Annotated in this window: 11 protein-coding genes; 3 read left to right on the forward strand and 8 right to left on the reverse strand. The window is 35.6% G+C overall.

What is annotated here, in order from left to right; genetic code table 11:
• Positions 1-8 precede the first annotated feature (8 nt).
• From CA2559_RS06190 to purL, 5 genes are all read right to left on the reverse strand, one after another.
• On the reverse strand, positions 9-1,199 hold the full coding sequence (locus CA2559_RS06190) for an acetyl-CoA C-acyltransferase (protein WP_013186995.1): 1,191 nt from the start codon (positions 1,197-1,199) through the stop codon (positions 9-11).
• 45 nt (positions 1,200-1,244) lie between these two features.
• A complete protein-coding gene (locus CA2559_RS06195) occupies positions 1,245-3,653 on the reverse strand; it encodes a 3-hydroxyacyl-CoA dehydrogenase/enoyl-CoA hydratase family protein (RefSeq protein WP_013186996.1) in 2,409 nt (802 codons plus the stop codon).
• Between the two features lie 15 nt (positions 3,654-3,668).
• Positions 3,669-4,103, reverse strand: coding sequence for a MarR family winged helix-turn-helix transcriptional regulator (locus tag CA2559_RS06200; RefSeq protein ID WP_013186997.1), 435 nt, complete (start codon positions 4,101-4,103; stop codon positions 3,669-3,671).
• A gap of 146 nt (positions 4,104-4,249) precedes the next feature.
• The gene (locus CA2559_RS06205; protein ID WP_013186998.1) at positions 4,250-6,028 is read right to left on the reverse strand and encodes an AMP-dependent synthetase/ligase; all 1,779 of its coding nucleotides are present in this window, start codon (positions 6,026-6,028) and stop codon (positions 4,250-4,252) included.
• 81 nt (positions 6,029-6,109) lie between these two features.
• Positions 6,110-9,781 (reverse strand): phosphoribosylformylglycinamidine synthase, encoded by a 3,672-nt coding sequence (purL, locus tag CA2559_RS06210; RefSeq protein ID WP_041240935.1) that lies wholly within the window; start codon positions 9,779-9,781, stop codon positions 6,110-6,112.
• A gap of 203 nt (positions 9,782-9,984) precedes the next feature.
• Here purL and CA2559_RS06215 point away from each other — a divergent pair, with 203 nt between their 5' ends.
• The gene (locus tag CA2559_RS06215; protein WP_013187000.1) at positions 9,985-11,958 is read left to right on the forward strand and encodes an endonuclease; all 1,974 of its coding nucleotides are present in this window, start codon (positions 9,985-9,987) and stop codon (positions 11,956-11,958) included.
• Here CA2559_RS06215 and CA2559_RS06220 read toward each other — a convergent pair.
• Together CA2559_RS06220 and CA2559_RS06225 are read right to left on the reverse strand one after the other, a co-directional pair.
• On the reverse strand, positions 11,955-12,614 hold the full coding sequence (locus CA2559_RS06220) for a SanA/YdcF family protein (protein ID WP_013187001.1): 660 nt from the start codon (positions 12,612-12,614) through the stop codon (positions 11,955-11,957). The two genes, CA2559_RS06215 and CA2559_RS06220, sit on opposite strands and share 4 nt — an antisense overlap.
• The gene (locus tag CA2559_RS06225) at positions 12,601-12,999 is read right to left on the reverse strand and encodes an acyl-CoA thioesterase (RefSeq protein WP_013187002.1); all 399 of its coding nucleotides are present in this window, start codon (positions 12,997-12,999) and stop codon (positions 12,601-12,603) included. The genes CA2559_RS06220 and CA2559_RS06225 overlap by 14 nt, the downstream gene beginning before the upstream one ends.
• Positions 13,000-13,116: 117 nt before the next feature.
• On the opposite strand from CA2559_RS06225, the gene purB reads away from it, so the two are divergent.
• On the forward strand, positions 13,117-14,454 hold the full coding sequence (gene purB / locus CA2559_RS06230) for an adenylosuccinate lyase (protein ID WP_013187003.1): 1,338 nt from the start codon (positions 13,117-13,119) through the stop codon (positions 14,452-14,454).
• A gap of 149 nt (positions 14,455-14,603) precedes the next feature.
• Here purB and lpdA read toward each other — a convergent pair whose 3' ends face one another.
• The gene (gene lpdA, locus CA2559_RS06235; RefSeq protein ID WP_013187004.1) at positions 14,604-16,010 is read right to left on the reverse strand and encodes a dihydrolipoyl dehydrogenase; all 1,407 of its coding nucleotides are present in this window, start codon (positions 16,008-16,010) and stop codon (positions 14,604-14,606) included.
• 242 nt (positions 16,011-16,252) lie between these two features.
• Here lpdA and CA2559_RS06240 point away from each other — a divergent pair, with 242 nt between their 5' ends.
• The gene (locus tag CA2559_RS06240; protein ID WP_013187005.1) at positions 16,253-16,894 is read left to right on the forward strand and encodes a peroxiredoxin; all 642 of its coding nucleotides are present in this window, start codon (positions 16,253-16,255) and stop codon (positions 16,892-16,894) included.
• The last annotated feature ends 2 nt before the right edge of the window (positions 16,895-16,896 follow it).

Genomic DNA, 16,896 nt, shown 5'->3' on the forward strand with positions numbered 1-16,896 from the left:
ATGGTTTATTAATTTAAAAATTCATATATACCACAAGCACCTTGTCCTGTACCTACGCACATAGTTACGGCGCCATATTTTCCTTTCATATTGCGTTTACGCATCTCGTCGAATAACTGTACACTTAATTTAGCTCCTGTGCATCCTAGTGGATGCCCAAGTGCAATGGCACCACCATTTACGTTTACAATATCTTTATTGAGGCCTAACTCTCTTATAACTGCTAGAGATTGTGATGCAAACGCTTCATTAAGTTCAATTAAATCTAAATCGTCTTGTTTTAATCCTGCTTGTTTTAAAGCTTTAGGAATAGCTTTAATAGGACCTATACCCATTATTCTAGGAGGTACGCCTGCTGCTGCAAAGTTTACCATTCTTGCAATAGGTTCAAGATTTAGTTCTTTAACCATAGCTTCACTCATTACCATTACAAATGCAGCACCATCACTCATTTGTGAAGAGTTTCCAGCAGTTACACTACCGCCATCTGCAAATACAGGTCTTAGTTTTGCTAAAGCTTCTTTGTTAGTTCCTTTTCTCGGACCTTCGTCTTTATTAACTGTGTATGTTTTTGTTTGTTTCTTACCATTATCACCTACAAAAGTATCTTCAACATCAATAGGTACAATCTGGTCTTGAAAACGATTTTCTTCTTGAGCTTTCAAGGCTTTCATATGAGAATTATACGCAAACTCATCTTGATCATCTCGAGATACTTTAAATTCATTTGCAACAGCTTCTGCTGTTAATCCCATTCCCCAATAATAATCTTCGTGACCTTTGTGCGCTAGTTTATAATCTGGTACTGGTTTATAGCCTCCCATTGGTATGTAACTCATGCTTTCTGCACCACCAGCAATAATACAATCTGCCATTCCAGATTGAATCTTAGCTGTTGCCATAGCAATAGTTTCTACTCCTGAAGCACAATACCTATTAACAGTTACGCCAGGTACATCTTCTATTTTTAACCCCATTAAAGAAATAAGGCGTGCCATATTTAAACCTTGTTCTGCTTCTGGCATTGCGTTACCAACTATAACGTCATCTATACGATGCTTGTCAAAGTCTGGTAATTTATCCATCATGAACTGAATGGTTTCTGCAGCAAGCTCATCTGGGCGTTTAAATCTAAAAACGCCTCTAGGTGCTTTTCCTACTGCTGTTCTATATGCTTGTACAATATATGCTGTATTCATCTTTTAGTTTGATTTTGTTTTGATTCTTAATTTAATAGGACCTTTTTAGTTTCTTAAAGGTTTTCCTTTTTGAATCATGTGTTGTAATCGTTCTAATGTTTTGCGTTCTCCGGCAAGACTTAAGAATGCTTCGCGCTCTAAGTCTAATAGGTATTGCTCACTTACGTAGTTAGGTTCAGATAAATCACCACCAGCCATAACGTAAGCTAATTTGTTGGCAATTTTCTTATCATGTTCACTTATATATTTACCGGCTTCCATAGAGTCTGTTCCTACTAAGAACATTCCCATTGCTTGTTTACCTAGTACTTTTACATCGGTTCTCTTTACAGGTTGTGTGTAACCTAAGTCTGCCATCATTCTTGCTTGTTGCTTAGCAATTGCAATTTGACGTTTCTTATTAACCACAACTATATCTTTACCATGTTTTAAGATACCTGTATCATAAGCTTCATAAGCAGATGTTGAAACTTTTGCCATTCCTATTGCTAAGAAGTATTCTTGAAGTCTGTTAAGCTCTACATCATTTTTCTCAAAAGTATCTGCTGCTCTTAGCGCCATTTCTTTTGAGCCACCACCACCAGGAATTACACCAACTCCAAACTCTACTAAACCAATATAACTTTCTGCTGCTGCTACAACTTTATCTGCGTGAAGTGTCATTTCGCAACCACCACCTAATGTCATTGCTTGAGGGCAAACAATTGTTGGGATAGAAGAGTAGCGTAAGCGCATAACAGAGTCTTGGAAGTATTTCACTGCAGCGTTTAGCTCATCATATTCTTGCTCTACAGCCATCATAAAAATCATCCCGATATTTGCACCAACAGAAAAGTTTTTGCCTTGGTTGGCAACTACAAGACCATCAAAGTCTTTTTCGGCAATATCTATTGCTCGGTTAAGTCCATTAAGAACGTCTCCACCAATAGTATTCATTTTACTTCTAAACTCTAAGTTTAAGATACCATCACCAAGATCTTCTACAACACAGCCTGAATTTTTAAAGACTTCTTTGTTCTTCCTAATGTTATCTAATATGATAAAGCTGTCTTGACCTGGTATTTTTACATGTGTTTTCTCAGGAATGCCATAGTAATAGGTGTTACCATCTCTTACATCGTAAAATTCTTTTACACCTTTGTCTAACATTTCATTAACCCAAGCAGCTGGTTCATAACCTTCTGCTTTCATTAATTCTATTCCTTTTTCAACACCAATTGCATCCCAAATTTCAAATGGGCCATGTTCCCATCCAAAACCTGCTTTCATAGCATCATCTATCTTATATAATTCATCAGAGATTTCTGGAATTCTATTTGAAGCGTATGCAAAAAGTGCAGAGAAATTCTTTCTATAAAATTCACCTGCTTTATCTTTTCCATTTGCTAGAACTTTAAAGCGATCTGCAACATTGTCTATAGATTTTGTTAACTCTAAGGTTGCAAAAGATGCACTTTTCTTCTTGCGGTAGTCCATAGTATCTAAATCCAAAGAAAGGATTTCACTTGAACCATCGTCTTTTTTTACTTTTTTGTAAAAACCTTGTCCGGTTTTACTTCCTAACCATTTATTGGTCATCATAGTATCTATGAACTCTGGAAGCTTAAATAGATCATGACGCTCGTCTTCTTCACATTTGTCATATATACCATTGGCAACATGTACTAACGTGTCTAGGCCAACAACATCAACTGTTCTAAATGTGGCAGATTTTGGTCTTCCTATTACAGGTCCTGTTAACTTATCTACTTCTTCAACAGTCATGTCTAATTCCTTAACCATGTGGAAAAGGCTCATGATACTAAAGATGCCAACTCGGTTTCCTATAAATGCAGGTGTGTCTTTAGCTACGATAGATGTTTTTCCTAAAAACTTTTCGCCATATCCATTTAGGAAATCTAATACTTCTGGTGAAGTTTTAGGACCTGGAATAATTTCGAATAACTCTAAATATCTTGGTGGGTTAAAGAAGTGTGTCCCACAGAAATGTTTTTGAAAATCTTCACTTCTACCTTCACTCATTAAGTTTATAGGTATTCCTGAAGTGTTAGATGTAATTAAAGTTCCTTCTGTTCTATGTTTTTCTAAGTTTTCGAAGACTTGTTTCTTAATATCAAGACGCTCGACAACAACCTCAATAATCCAATCTACATCTTTTACTTTAGCAATATCATCTTCAAGATTTCCAGTAGAAATTCTACTTGCAAAATCTTTATGATATAATGGAGCTGGTTTAGATTTTATTGAAGATTGTAATGCATCATTTACAATACGGTTTCTTACAACCTTATCTTCAAGGGTTAATCCTTTAGCTTTTTCCTTTTCATTTAGTTCTCTAGGAACAATATCCAGAAGTAAAACTTCTACTCCGATATTAGCAAAATGGCAAGCTATACCGCTTCCCATAATACCTGATCCTATAACTGCAATTTTATTTATTCTGCGTTTTGCCATTAGTAATAGCTGTTTTTAGTTGTAAATTTTTTTTGAAGAGATGAGGTCTAGCATTTTATTGGCTACCTTTTTAAACGTTGCTAAATCTTCATCTGAAATATTTTTATTGATAGCCTCATCAAAACTTAGGACAACGCTTTTAGAATACTCGCGCATTTCATGACCATAGTCTGTAAGCGTTATGATGACACTGCGACCATCTAGTGGGTTTTTTTTACGCTCTATAAGACCACGTTGTTCCATAGATTTTAATGTTCGAGACAAGCTGGTAGCTTCCATTCCCATTTTAGGCCCAAGAGATGTTGATGGTGTGCCTTCATCTGGATCTATACTTATAAGTGTAAACCCTGTTGCCATGGTACTATCTACCTTACTTGCTTGCTCATTATACATTTTAGAAACTGCCATCCAGGTAGCTCTTAATACGTAATCAATAGTTTTTTCTCTCATATTGTTCTGAATATGTAAATATAACAAATTATACTATGCGTGCATAATAAAATTTATATTAATTATATAATTTAACACTTTGGCGAAAAACTAAAAACGCTTCTTTAAAGATAAGAAGCGTTTTTTTGTTTTTGTGATATTTTATGTTATTTATGATCGTAAATTTTGTTATAAAGATCTAAGTACTTTTCCTTTACAACTCTACGTTTTAATTTCATAGTAGGAGTGAGGTGTTCTTCTTCTATACTCCAAACGTCTGGTGTAAGTTCAAAACGTTTAATTTTTTCCCAATGACCAAAGCTTTGGTTGTAAAAATCTACTTCTTCTTGAATGCGTTTTACAACTTCTTCATTTTCTGCAATTTCCTTATTGGTACTACCAATATTAAAATGTTTCTTTTTAGCCCAATCTTCTAAGAATTCAAAATTAGGTTGAATTAAAGCTGCTGGCATTTTTTCGCCTTCACCTACAACCATAATTTGCTCTATAAAACGTGATTGTTTCATTTTGTTTTCTAGCAATTGTGGTGCAATATATTTTCCGCCAGAGGTTTTAAACATTTCTTTTTTGCGGTCGGTAATTTTAAGGAAGCCATCTTTATCTACCTCACCTATATCACCTGTATGAAAATAACCGTCTTTTAAAACTTCATCAGTTTTTTCTGTGTCCTTATAGTATCCTAACATCACATTAGGACCTTTTACTAATATTTCACCATCGTCTGCAATTTTAACTTCAACGTCTGGTAATAGTTTACCTACTGTCCCAATCCTAAGACCGCCATCACGCATATCGTTTACAGATACTACTGGACTTGTTTCTGTTAATCCGTATCCTTCCATAACAGGAACACCGCCGGCGTTAAAGACTCTTGCTAATCTTGGTTGTAAAGCAGCACTTCCAGAGGCAATAGCTTTTAAATTGCCACCAAGAGCTTCTTGCCACTTGCTAAAGATAAGTTTGCGGGCTACTTTTAATTTTTGCTCATACCACCAACCGTTCTGGCCGTAAGGTTCATATTTTAGACCAAGCTCAACAGCCCAGAAAAATAATGCTTTTTTGACGCCAGTTAAATCTGTTCCTTTAGCTATAATTTTATCGTAAACTTTCTCAAGAAGTCTTGGTACAGCAGACATTACTTGAGGCTGAACTTCTTTTAAGTTGTCGCTTATAGTTTCTAAAGATTCAGCAAAATAAATGTTAACACCTTTGTATTGATATAGGTATTGTAGCATGCGCTCGTATATATGACATACGGGAAGAAAACTTAATGCTTTTTCATTACCTTGATTAAGAGGTAGTCTTGTAGCACTTGCTAATGCATTGCTAACAATATTTTTGTGAGACAGCATTACACCTTTTGGTCTTCCTGTTGTTCCAGAAGTGTATATTAAAGTAGCTAAATCGTCTTCTTTAACATTGGCCATTAGCGTTTCAACTTCTTCTTGATTGGTTTTGTCTTCCCCAAGTTTTAAAACTTCATCCCAATTTTTAGCGCCATTAATAGAGTCGAAAGTGTACACTTCTTTTAATGAAGGAACATTTGCTTTAATTTTATTTACTTTATTTAATACTTCCTCATCAGACACAAAGCAATAGGTGCTTTCGCTATGATTTAGAACATACTCATAATCTTCTTCAGAAATTGTAGGATATATAGGAACGTCTTGCGCTCCAATTTGTAAAACACCCATATCTACAATATTCCATTCTGTTCTATTGTTTGTAGAAATGATGGCAATCTTGTCGTTAGGTTTTACGCCAAGCTTTAATAGGCCGCGGCTTAATTGGTTTCCTTTGTCAACAAATTCCTGAGAAGATGTTGCTACCCATTTACCATCATACTTTGTTACAAGTGCTTTTTCAAGATTGTATTTTTTTAAAGTATAATATGGAAAGTCAAAAAGTCTTTTGATGTCTGTCATAGTATGTTCAATAATTTACGAATGGCAAATTATGAAAATATTATGAATATTTTAAGATTATTTGCCTACCTAAATGTGAATTTAATTTTTTTCTACCCAATTTTTTGCATTTATAAAAGCGTCTAGCCAAGGAGATACTTCATCTTTCCTAGTGTTAGGGTAGTGTGCCCAGTTCCAAGAAAAAGTACTTCTTTCTAAGTGAGGCATCATTACTAAATGCCTTCCGCTTTTATCTGTAAGCATTGCAGCATTAAAATGACTACCATTTGGATTGGCTGGATAGCCTTCATAACCATATTTACCTACAATGTTGTAGTGTGATTCTTGATTTGGAAAACTAAATTTTCCTTCACCGTGTGCAGCCCAAATTCCTAGAGTAGATCCTTCAAAGTTGCTTAGCATCACAGAATTGTTCTTTTGAATGGTAACAGATGTAAATGTGCACTCAAACTTACCCGATTCATTGTGAAGCATGCTCGGTTTTTGAGCATCTTCTGGGTTTATTAAGCCTAGTTCTATAAATAATTGGCAACCATTACAAACTCCTAAAGACAATGTGTCTTCTCTATTAAAAAAGTCTTTAAGTGCTTTGTTGGCTTTATCATTATATAAAAATGCGCCAGCCCAACCTTTTGCGCTACCTAAAACATCTGAGTTTGAAAATCCACCTACAGCTGCAATAAATTTAATGTCCTTAAGGTCTTCTCGGCCACTAATTAAATCTGTCATATGAACATCTTTAACATCAAATCCTGCCAAATACATAGCATTAGCCATTTCACGCTCACTATTGCTACCTTTTTCTCTAATAATAGCAGCTTTAGGTCTTGGTTTAGAACTGTCTATACTTGGTAATTTTCCAGTAAAGTGTTCAGGAAATTTAAATTGAAGAGGTTGATTTTTGTAATTTCTATAACGTTCACCAGCACGCTCGCCACCACTTTGGCGTTGGTCATGAAGATAAGAAGTTTTATACCAAATATCTCTTAGTTTTGGAATGTCGAAACTAAATTCTTCACTATGATTTGTAACGGTCATAGTATTTCCAGAAACTACAGATCCTATTGTGTTAAACTGTATGTTATTTGATTTTAAAATTGTTTCAACTGAATTGTCTTTAGCTTGAAATACTATTCCAGCATTTTCAGAAAATAAAACCTTAATGGCGTCTGCTTCAGCTAAATTGGTCAAATCTATATTAGCTGAAAGATCTTGGTCTGCAAAACAAAGTTCTAAAAGAGTAGTTATTAAACCGCCAGAAGCAACATCATGTCCGGCAACAATAAGATCTTGTTTTATCAAATCTTGAACTGTGTTGAACGCATTTTTAAAGAAAGCATCATCAGTTATGGTAGGCGTGTTGCTTCCTACTTTATTCAAGATTTGCCCAAATGAAGAACCACCTAATTTAAAGTCGTCTTGAGAAAAGTTTATATAATAAATTGAGCCTGCATCTTTCTTAAATACAGGAACAACTGTTTTTCTAATGTCATTACAATGTCCTGCTGCAGAAATGATAACTGTACCTGGAGAGATAACTTCACTGTCTTTGTATTTTTGTTTCATAGATAAAGAATCTTTACCTGTAGGAACATTTATACCAAGATTGATAGCGAATTCTGAAACGGCTTCAACAGCTTCATAAAGACGTGCGTCTTCGCCTGGATTATTGCAAGGCCACATCCAGTTTGCAGACAGAGAAATAGAGGTTAATCCTTTTTCTAATGGTGCCCAAACAATATTTGTAAGCGCCTCTGCAATTGAGTTTTTAGAACCTGCCTTAGGATTTATTAAACCACTAATAGGAGAGTGACCTATAGATGTAGCTACACCTTGATGGTTTTTATAATCTAAAGCCATAACACCACAATTGGCTAATGGTAGCTGTAGTGGGCCAACGCATTGTTGTGTGGCTACACGACCAGTAACACAACGGTCTGCTTTGTTGGTAAGCCAATCTTTACAAGCTACGGCTTCTAGCTGAAGCACTTGTTCTAAATAATGTGTAACATCTGCAGAATGGTATTCAATACTATGATACTTTCTATTAATAGTAGTATCATTCATAATAGTTTTAGGAGAGCTGCCAAACATATCTTCCAAAGCTAAATCCATTGGTTTTTGGCCAGTAGTTTTGCTTTCAAAAGTAAATTGATGGCTACCATCTACATCTCCAACAGTATACATTGGTGAACGTTCACGTTCTGCTATTTTTTGAAGTTTTTCAATATGCTTTTGTCCTATAACTAGTCCCATACGTTCTTGGGATTCATTACCAATAATTTCTTTAGCAGAAAGTGTTGGATCTCCAACAGGAAGTTTGTCTAGGTCAATTTTACCGCCAGTATCTTCAACTAATTCAGATAAACAATTAAGGTGACCACCTGCGCCGTGATCATGAATAGAAACAATAGGGTTTTCTTCGCATTCTACCATTCCTCGAATGGCATTAGCTGCTCGCTTTTGCATTTCTGGGTTAGAGCGTTGTATGGCATTTAGCTCAATACCGCTTTCAAACTCACCAGTATCGGCAGAAGAAACTGCAGCGCCACCCATTCCAATTCTATAATTATCACCACCTAGGATTACAATCTTGTCTCCTTTTTGTGGGGTGTCTTTCAGAGCTTGCTCTGCTTTACCGTATCCTATACCACCAGCAAGCATAATTACTTTATCAAATCCTAGTGCACGTTCTTCTTCTGTATGTTCAAAAGTTAAAAGAGATCCTGCAATAAGTGGTTGCCCGAACTTATTTCCAAAATCTGATGCACCATTTGAGGCCTTCATTAAGATATCCATTGGTGTTTGGTATAACCATTGGCGCTCTTCCATACCTTGTTCCCAAGGTCTTTGCTCTGCTAATCTTGAATAAGATGTCATATAAACAGCAGTTCCTGCTAACGGCAACGAGCCTTTTCCGCCGGCAAGCCTGTCTCTTATTTCTCCACCACTTCCAGTTGCAGCTCCATTAAATGGCTCTACGGTTGTTGGGAAATTATGTGTTTCTGCTTTTAATGAAATAACAGAATTGTAATCTGAAGTTTGATAATAATCTGGTTTTTCAGGAGATTTCGGCGCAAATTGTTCTGCCTTTGGTCCTTTTATAAAAGCTACATTATCCTTATAAGCAGAAACAATATCATTAGGAAACTCTGCAGATGTCTTTTTTATAAGCTTAAATAGTGACGATGGTTTTTCTTTGCCATCTATAATAAAAGTACCATTAAATATTTTGTGTCTACAGTGTTCACTGTTTACTTGAGAAAATCCAAAAACCTCTGCATCTGTAAGCGGTCTTCTTAGTTTTTTAGATAAATTTTCTAGATATGTGACTTCCTCAGCGTTTAATGCTAAGCCTTCTTGTTGATTATAACTTGCGATATCTTCAATATTCTTGATAGATTCTGGAGTGATATTTACTGTAAAAATATCTTGTCCAGGATTTTCAAAACGTTGAGAAATCATTGGGTCAAAATCTGAGTAATTTGAATCTACATGAAGTAATTCCTCAATTCTCACCAAGCCTTCAATGCCCATGTTTTGGGTGATTTCAACAGCATTCGTACTCCAAGGTGTTACCATAGCAGCTCTAGGACCTATAAAAGTTCCTGTAAGAGAGTCTTTAGGCAAGGTGCTGTCAGGCTGCTTGGTGGCAAATAACCAATGTAGTTTAGAAAGTGTTTCTGCAGAAAGTTGTTTTGTAGTCTGTACCGCATATACGGTCATTGTGGAAGTCGGAAAATACTGAATCATCAGGAAGTTGTTACGCGTTATTTTCAAAGTTCAAATTTACGCTATTTCTAAAGATTTTTCGCTTGAAAAATTAGTGGTTATGAACAGGATTTCAACGAAATGATATAGTTATGATTTTTAACTATTAAATTTATGTTATATGTAGGCTTTTTTTCGAGATAACGGGTTGTAAATGGTAGTTTTGCAAAGTTAAAAATTAGCCCATGAAAACAAATTTACTTTTAGTACTTACACTATTTTTATCTGTCTTAGGTTTTTCTCAGACTATCGTGATAAACGAATTTGACACACAAACACCAGGACAAGATTATGAGGAGTTTGTAGAATTACGTAGCGAAATGCCAAACACGCCATTAGATGGTTTCGTGCTGGTATTCTTTAATGGTTCAGCAAGCGGAGATGACAGAAGCTATTTTACACTTGATTTAGATGGCACTACAACAGATATAAACGGTTTACTTTTAATAGGAAGTACCGGTGTTTCACCTATTCCAGATGTAATTGTGCCACCTGCATTTATTCAAAATGGAGCAGATGCCGTTGCAGTTTATTTAGGAGACGATACTGATTTTCCGGACCAAACTCAAGCTACTTCTGAAAACTTAATAGATGCCCTTATTTATGATACTAATGATGCAGATGATACTGGATTAATGGCATTATTAGGTATAGATATTCAAATAAATGAAGATGAAAACGGCAATGATGAAACTGAGTCTATTCAACGTGATACTTTTGAAAATGCTACATATACAGTAACAACACCAACTCCTGGCGCATTAAACGATGGTAGTGGTTTTGATTTTAACGGAATTTCTTTTTCTACCAATCAAGAAGATTATGAAGAAGGAGAGACAATGGTTATCACTTTTACAACAGAATTTCCTGTTGACAGTGATTTAAATTTAGATTTCACCTTAATTAATGGCACTTTTAATAGTAATGATTTTACAGGAACAACATCATTTACTATTCCTACAGGTGAGAGTTCTGCAACTGTAAGTATAGAACTTATAGATGATGGTACTAATGATGGCGATGAGTTTGCTGAAATAGATTTAGGCGCTATTCCAGAAGGTTATAATCGTTTAATTGATAACGTTGAAGTACTTGTAAACGACGTAAACTTTACTATGGCTGCTTGGGGAACTCCTCTAGTTCCTACATTTGGAATGGTGCAGAGCACACAGCCAGATGGTTATTATGATACATTAGAAGGCTTGGCAGATGATGCTTTAAGACAAGCAATGCAAGACATAGTAGCAGATCCAAACACAGTTAGAACTCAAACTTATGCCGATATTGTAAACATATTAAAAGATGCAGACCAAAATCCAGCAAACTCTAATGAGGTTTGGTTGTTGTACACAGAGCAAGGACGTAAGAAAATTAAATTTCAAAATCAAGGTGGAAGTAGTGTAGGTCTTTGGAATAGAGAGCATACATATCCTCAGTCTCGCGGAAATTTTGGAGAGCTTGAAGATGTAGATGAAGTTGCAGATGGAATGGATGTATTTATACAAACTGCTCCAGATTCTTTAAGACACGCATTTTCTGACGGTCACGGTTTAAGAGCTGCAGATGGTCCAGAAAATAGTAGTAGAGGTAACCAAGATTACGGGCAATATAGTGGTCCAACAGGAAATGCAGGTAGCTGGCAAGGTGATGTTGCTCGAGCGGTTATGTTTTTAGCGGTACGCTATGACGCATTAACTTTAGTTGAAGGTGATCCAGATGATAGTACAGATTTCCAATTAGGAGACTTAACCGTATTGTTAGATTGGCACCGAAATGATCCTCCAGATGATTTTGAGTTAAACAGAAATAATGTTGTGTATACTTGGCAGCGTAATAGAAACCCTTTTATTGATGATCCGATATTGGTAGAACATATTTGGGGAAACATGCAAGGTATGCCCTATGAGGCACCATTGTCTATAAATACCTTTGATAGCGAGCAACTAGTAATGTACCCTAATCCTAGTAATGGAACACTTAATGTTGCGGGCTTAGAGCAAATTGCAAATGTTACTATTTTTAATACTTTAGGACAAAAGGTTATGGAGAATAGCATAGCGCCTAACCAGTCTTTGCAATTAACGCTGGATACAGGTATTTATACTGTTGTTTTGTATAATGAAACAGCAAGTTGGGTAAAGAAACTGATAGTAAATTAATAACTTAACTTACTATCTCCAGTAATTGGAACAGGCTCACCTAAATAGGTGGGCTTTTTGTTTATAAGAACTTCCCAATAAGCTTTAATGTTGGCTATTTTTTCGCGGCGTTCTAAACTCTCTAAATATTGGTATGTTCTTTTATCTGCAGTAACACCTTTGTAATTAAGGTTTAGCGCATTAGCAATGTATAAAGCTCTAGGTAAATGAAATTGCTGTGTTACCACAATTGCAGAATCTACTTTAAAAATATATTTTGCTCTGTACATTGAGTCATAGGTATCAAAACCTGCATGGTCTAAGAAAATAACTTCATCTGGAACACCTTTGGCGTTTAGATAATCTTTCATGGCGTTAACTTCATCGTAATTATCTTGACCGTGATCACCACTCAGTAAAAATCGCTGTGCTTTTCCGGACTTGTAAAGTTCATAAGCGGTGTCAACCCTGTCTTTTAGTATAGGAGATAAGTTTCCGTTTGCATATACACTTGCGCCTAATACAATAACAGTATAGCTTGATGGTGCCTTGTTTATATCATTATACATTAAGGGCTTTCCAATTGAGTTAACGCGCCAGTTTACAAAGAGTACAACCGTGTAAATGGCTACACAAATAATTACTATATATTTAAGGTAAGTTCTAATCTTCGCCATCAAAAATAGGAATTGGTTGTTTGTCTTCTCCAATAGCTACAAATGTAAAGCTGCCATTAACAACCTTCTCTCTGTTGTAGTTGTACATGTCTTCCATAAAAACTTCAACAGTAACTGTACAGCTTGTTTTGCCAACTCTAGTAACGTTGGCAATCAACTCTACTATAGAGCCTTGTGGAATAGGTTTATTAAAATCCACACGATCTGAAGATACGGTTACTACCTTTTTTCTGCTAAAACGAGTAGCACATATAAAAGAAGCTTCATCCATCATATGTAACGTTTGGCCGCCAAAAAGGGTATCGTAATGGTTTGTAGTATTTGGAAACACAGCTTTGAAAAATCGAGTTTCAGAATTTTTTATAGCTGTTTCTAAGTTGGTCATATGTTGTAAATATTATTTCACGAATATAGGTATTAAAACAAAAAGACTTCTTCTCGTAATGTGCGTTCTTATAACATAGAATCTTATATTTGTTGCCTTAATTCCAAAACCTAAATTATGAGCGCTTTACGTGCTATTTCTCCAATAGACGGCCGTTATGCCGGAAAGACAGAACAACTTGCTAATTATTTTAGCGAAGAGGCTTTAATTAAGTACCGTGTTAAAGTAGAGGTTGAATATTTTATAGCACTCTGTGAATTGCCATTACCGCAATTAAAGGATGTGTCTCAAGATAATTTTGGGAAATTAAGAGCTATCTATGAAGAGTTTACAACAATAGATGCTTCTGAAATTAAAGAAATTGAAAAGACAACCAATCACGATGTAAAAGCTGTTGAGTATTTCATTAAGAAAAAGTTTGATGGATTAGGGCTTTCAGATTACAAGGAGTTTATTCACTTTGGGTTAACCTCTCAGGATATAAATAATACAGCAGTACCTTTAAGTATAAAGGATGCTATGAATAATGTATATGTTCCTCTGTTTATCGAGCTTAAAGAGCGCTTGACTGAATTGTCTAAAGATTGGGCTAACATACCAATGTTGGCAAGAACACATGGTCAACCTGCATCGCCTACACGTTTAGGAAAAGAAGTAGAAGTTTTTGTGGTTAGGTTAAATGAACAATTAGATTTATTAAATGACATCCCTAGTGCTGCAAAATTTGGTGGTGCAACTGGAAACTTTAATGCTCATCATGTTGCGTATCCAGAAATAGATTGGAAAGAATTTGGAAAGAACTTTGTAGAAGGTAAACTAGAGCTACAACACTCATTTCCTACAACTCAGATAGAGCATTATGATCATATGGCTGCCTTGTTTGATGGTTTAAAACGAATTAACACTATAGTTTTAGATTTGGACCGAGATATGTGGACATATGTTTCTATGGATTACTTTAAGCAGAAAATTAAAAAAGGCGAGATAGGTTCTTCTGCAATGCCACACAAGGTGAATCCAATAGATTTTGAAAACAGCGAAGGGAATATAGGCATTGCCAATGCTATTTTTGAGCACCTATCTGCTAAACTACCTGTAAGTAGATTACAACGTGATTTAACAGACAGTACTGTTTTGAGAAATGTAGGAGTGCCTTTTGGCCATACTTTAATTGCATTTAAGTCTACACTAAAAGGTTTAAATAAATTATTGCTGAATGAGTCTAAACTACAACAAGACCTAGAACAAAATTGGGCTGTAGTTGCAGAGGCAATTCAAACAATATTAAGGCGTGAAGCTTACCCTAATCCTTATGAAGCTCTTAAGGGCTTAACGAGAACAAATACAGCTATCACTGCTGATAGTATTGCAGATTTTATTGAAACATTAGATGTATCTGAAGATATTAAGAAGGAGTTACGTGTAATAACTCCGCAAAGTTATACAGGTATTTAAACTGTTTTTGCTATTCTAACTTCGATTTAGAATATCATATTTGTAATAGCTTCCGTGTCAAGTACGGAAAGACAAAAAAGACTAAGCATAAAAAAAAACCAGCTCTAAGAGCTGGTTTTTTTTTATGCTTATTATCTACTTATAGTTGCTTAAATGTGTAATGGTCTATCTTCAGTTGCAGCAAGTGCCGCTTCTTTAACAGCTTCAGCATAAGTTGGGTGAGCGTGACTCATACGAGCAATGTCTTCTGCACTGGCTCTAAACTCCATTGCAGTTACAGCTTCTGCTATAAGATCTGCAACACGAGCACCAACCATATGTACTCCAAGAACTTCGTCTGTAGTTTCATCAGCAAGTATTTTAACCATACCATCTATATCACCACTAGCACGAGAACGTCCTAAAGCACGCATTGGGAACTGTCCAGACTTATATTTTATACCTTCTTCTTTAAGCTCTTCTTCAGTTTTACCAACTGCAGCAACTTCTGGCCAAGTGTATACAACACCAGGAATTAGGTTATAATTTATATGTGGCTTTTGTCCAGCTATTGTTTCAGCAACAAAAACACCTTCTTCTTCGGCTTTATGAGCAAGCATTGCGCCTTTAACAACATCACCAATTGCATAAATATTTTCTACATTGGTTTGCAGGTGTTCGTTTACTTCAACACGACCTCTATCATCTGCTTTAATCTTAACAGCATCAAGATTTAAGCCGTCTGTATATGCTTTTCTTCCTACAGAAACAAGAACATAATCACCTTCAAAAGAAACTTCTTTATCCTTTTTGTCTGTAGCTTTAACTGTAATTTTATCGCCATCTCTAGTAACAGCACTTACTTTATGAGATGTTGCAATTTTTACTTTTTGCTTCTTTAATATTTTAGTTAACTCTTTGCTACAAGCGCTATCCATAGTTGGGATTATACGATCCATATATTCCACCACAGTAACATCTGCACCTAGTCTTTTATAAACTTGACCAAGTTCTAAACCTATAACGCCACCACCAATTACGATAAGATGTTTAGGTATTTCTTTAAGTTTTAATGCTTCTGTTGAGGTTATAATGCGCTCTTTATCTAAATCTATAAACGGAAGGCTAGATGGTTTAGATCCCGTTGCAATTATAGTTTTTGCAGCTTCAATAGTTTGGGTCTTACCTTCAGAATCTTCAATATTTATGTGCGTAGTATCTTTAAAAGAACCTACACCTTGAAATACTTCAATTTTATTTTTGTCCATAAGGAACTTAACACCATCACAAGTTTGGTTTACAACCTTTTCCTTGCGAGACATCATTTGCTCTAGGTTTACTTTTACATCTCCAGAGATTTCAATACCGTGCTCCTCAAAATGAGCAACAGCATCATGATAATGGTGTGAAGAATCTAAAAGTGCTTTACTTGGTATGCAGCCTACATTAAGACAAGTACCTCCAAGTGTTGAATATTTTTCTATAATAGCGGTTTTAAGGCCTAGTTGTGCACAACGTATAGCTGCTACATAACCACCAGGTCCAGAACCTATAACAGCAACATCAAATTTGCTCATAATTGTAATTTCAGAAAGTTAATTTAAGACTGCAAAAATACGAATATTAAGAGGACTAACCGCATTAGGACTAATTTTTTGGCTTTCCAAAGAAAAATAACGTTATGCAAAGTGTTTATGGAAACGCTGATTAGGTATCGACTTTATCTATTAAAAAATAATAAGATGTAATTGCCTTGGGTAGTTAAACGTGAAGTAGATGATTACTTTTGCACCAAATCTAAAAATCAAAATAAAAAGATATGACATTAGTAGGAAAACAATTCCCAAATTTAGACGTAAACGCTATGAACGATATGGGCGATACTTTTAAATTAAACATCTTAGAGGAAGCAAAATCTAAAGGAAAGAAAATCCTTTTATTTTGGTACCCGAAAGATTTTACATTTGTTTGCCCAACTGAATTACACGCATTTCAAGCAGCTTTAGGTGAGTTTGAAAAACGTAACACTTTAGTTGTTGGTGCATCTTGTGATTCTGCTGAAGTTCACTTTGCGTGGCTAAACACAGCTAAAGATAATGGTGGTATAGAAGGTGTAACTTACCCTTTATTAGCAGACACTAACAGAAACTTAGCTTCTCGCTTAGGTATCTTAGACTTAACAAACGAGCGTTATGATGAAGAAACAGGAGATATTACTGTAGATGGTGATAACGTAACTTACAGAGCTACATACCTTATAGATGAAGAAGGAACAGTATTCCACGAAGGTGTAAACCATATGCCTTTAGGAAGAAACGTATCTGAATTCTTAAGATTGGTAGATGCATATACTCACGTACAAGAAAAAGGTGAGGTTTGTCCTGCAAATTGGGAAGAAGGTAAGGATGCTATGAATGCTAACCGCGATGGTGTTGCAGAATACCTTAAAACAAACGCATAATT

Source organism: Croceibacter atlanticus HTCC2559 (assembly GCF_000196315.1).
GTDB lineage: Bacteria > Bacteroidota > Bacteroidia > Flavobacteriales > Flavobacteriaceae > Croceibacter > Croceibacter atlanticus.

Bases quoted from the DNA above. Each gene is read 5' to 3' on its own strand.
- CA2559_RS06190 (WP_013186995.1), bottom strand. From the start codon at position 1,199: ATGAATACAGCATATATTGTACAAGCATATAGAACAGCAGTAGGAAAA.
- CA2559_RS06195 (WP_013186996.1), bottom strand. From the start codon at position 3,653: ATGGCAAAACGCAGAATAAATAAAATTGCAGTTATAGGATCAGGTATT.
- CA2559_RS06200 (WP_013186997.1), bottom strand. From the start codon at position 4,103: ATGAGAGAAAAAACTATTGATTACGTATTAAGAGCTACCTGGATGGCA.
- CA2559_RS06205 (WP_013186998.1), bottom strand. From the start codon at position 6,028: ATGACAGACATCAAAAGACTTTTTGACTTTCCATATTATACTTTAAAA.
- purL (WP_041240935.1), bottom strand. From the start codon at position 9,781: ATGATTCAGTATTTTCCGACTTCCACAATGACCGTATATGCGGTACAG.
- CA2559_RS06215 (WP_013187000.1), top strand. From the start codon at position 9,985: ATGAAAACAAATTTACTTTTAGTACTTACACTATTTTTATCTGTCTTA.
- CA2559_RS06220 (WP_013187001.1), bottom strand. From the start codon at position 12,614: ATGGCGAAGATTAGAACTTACCTTAAATATATAGTAATTATTTGTGTA.
- CA2559_RS06225 (WP_013187002.1), bottom strand. From the start codon at position 12,999: ATGACCAACTTAGAAACAGCTATAAAAAATTCTGAAACTCGATTTTTC.
- purB (WP_013187003.1), top strand. From the start codon at position 13,117: ATGAGCGCTTTACGTGCTATTTCTCCAATAGACGGCCGTTATGCCGGA.
- lpdA (WP_013187004.1), bottom strand. From the start codon at position 16,010: ATGAGCAAATTTGATGTTGCTGTTATAGGTTCTGGACCTGGTGGTTAT.
- CA2559_RS06240 (WP_013187005.1), top strand. From the start codon at position 16,253: ATGACATTAGTAGGAAAACAATTCCCAAATTTAGACGTAAACGCTATG.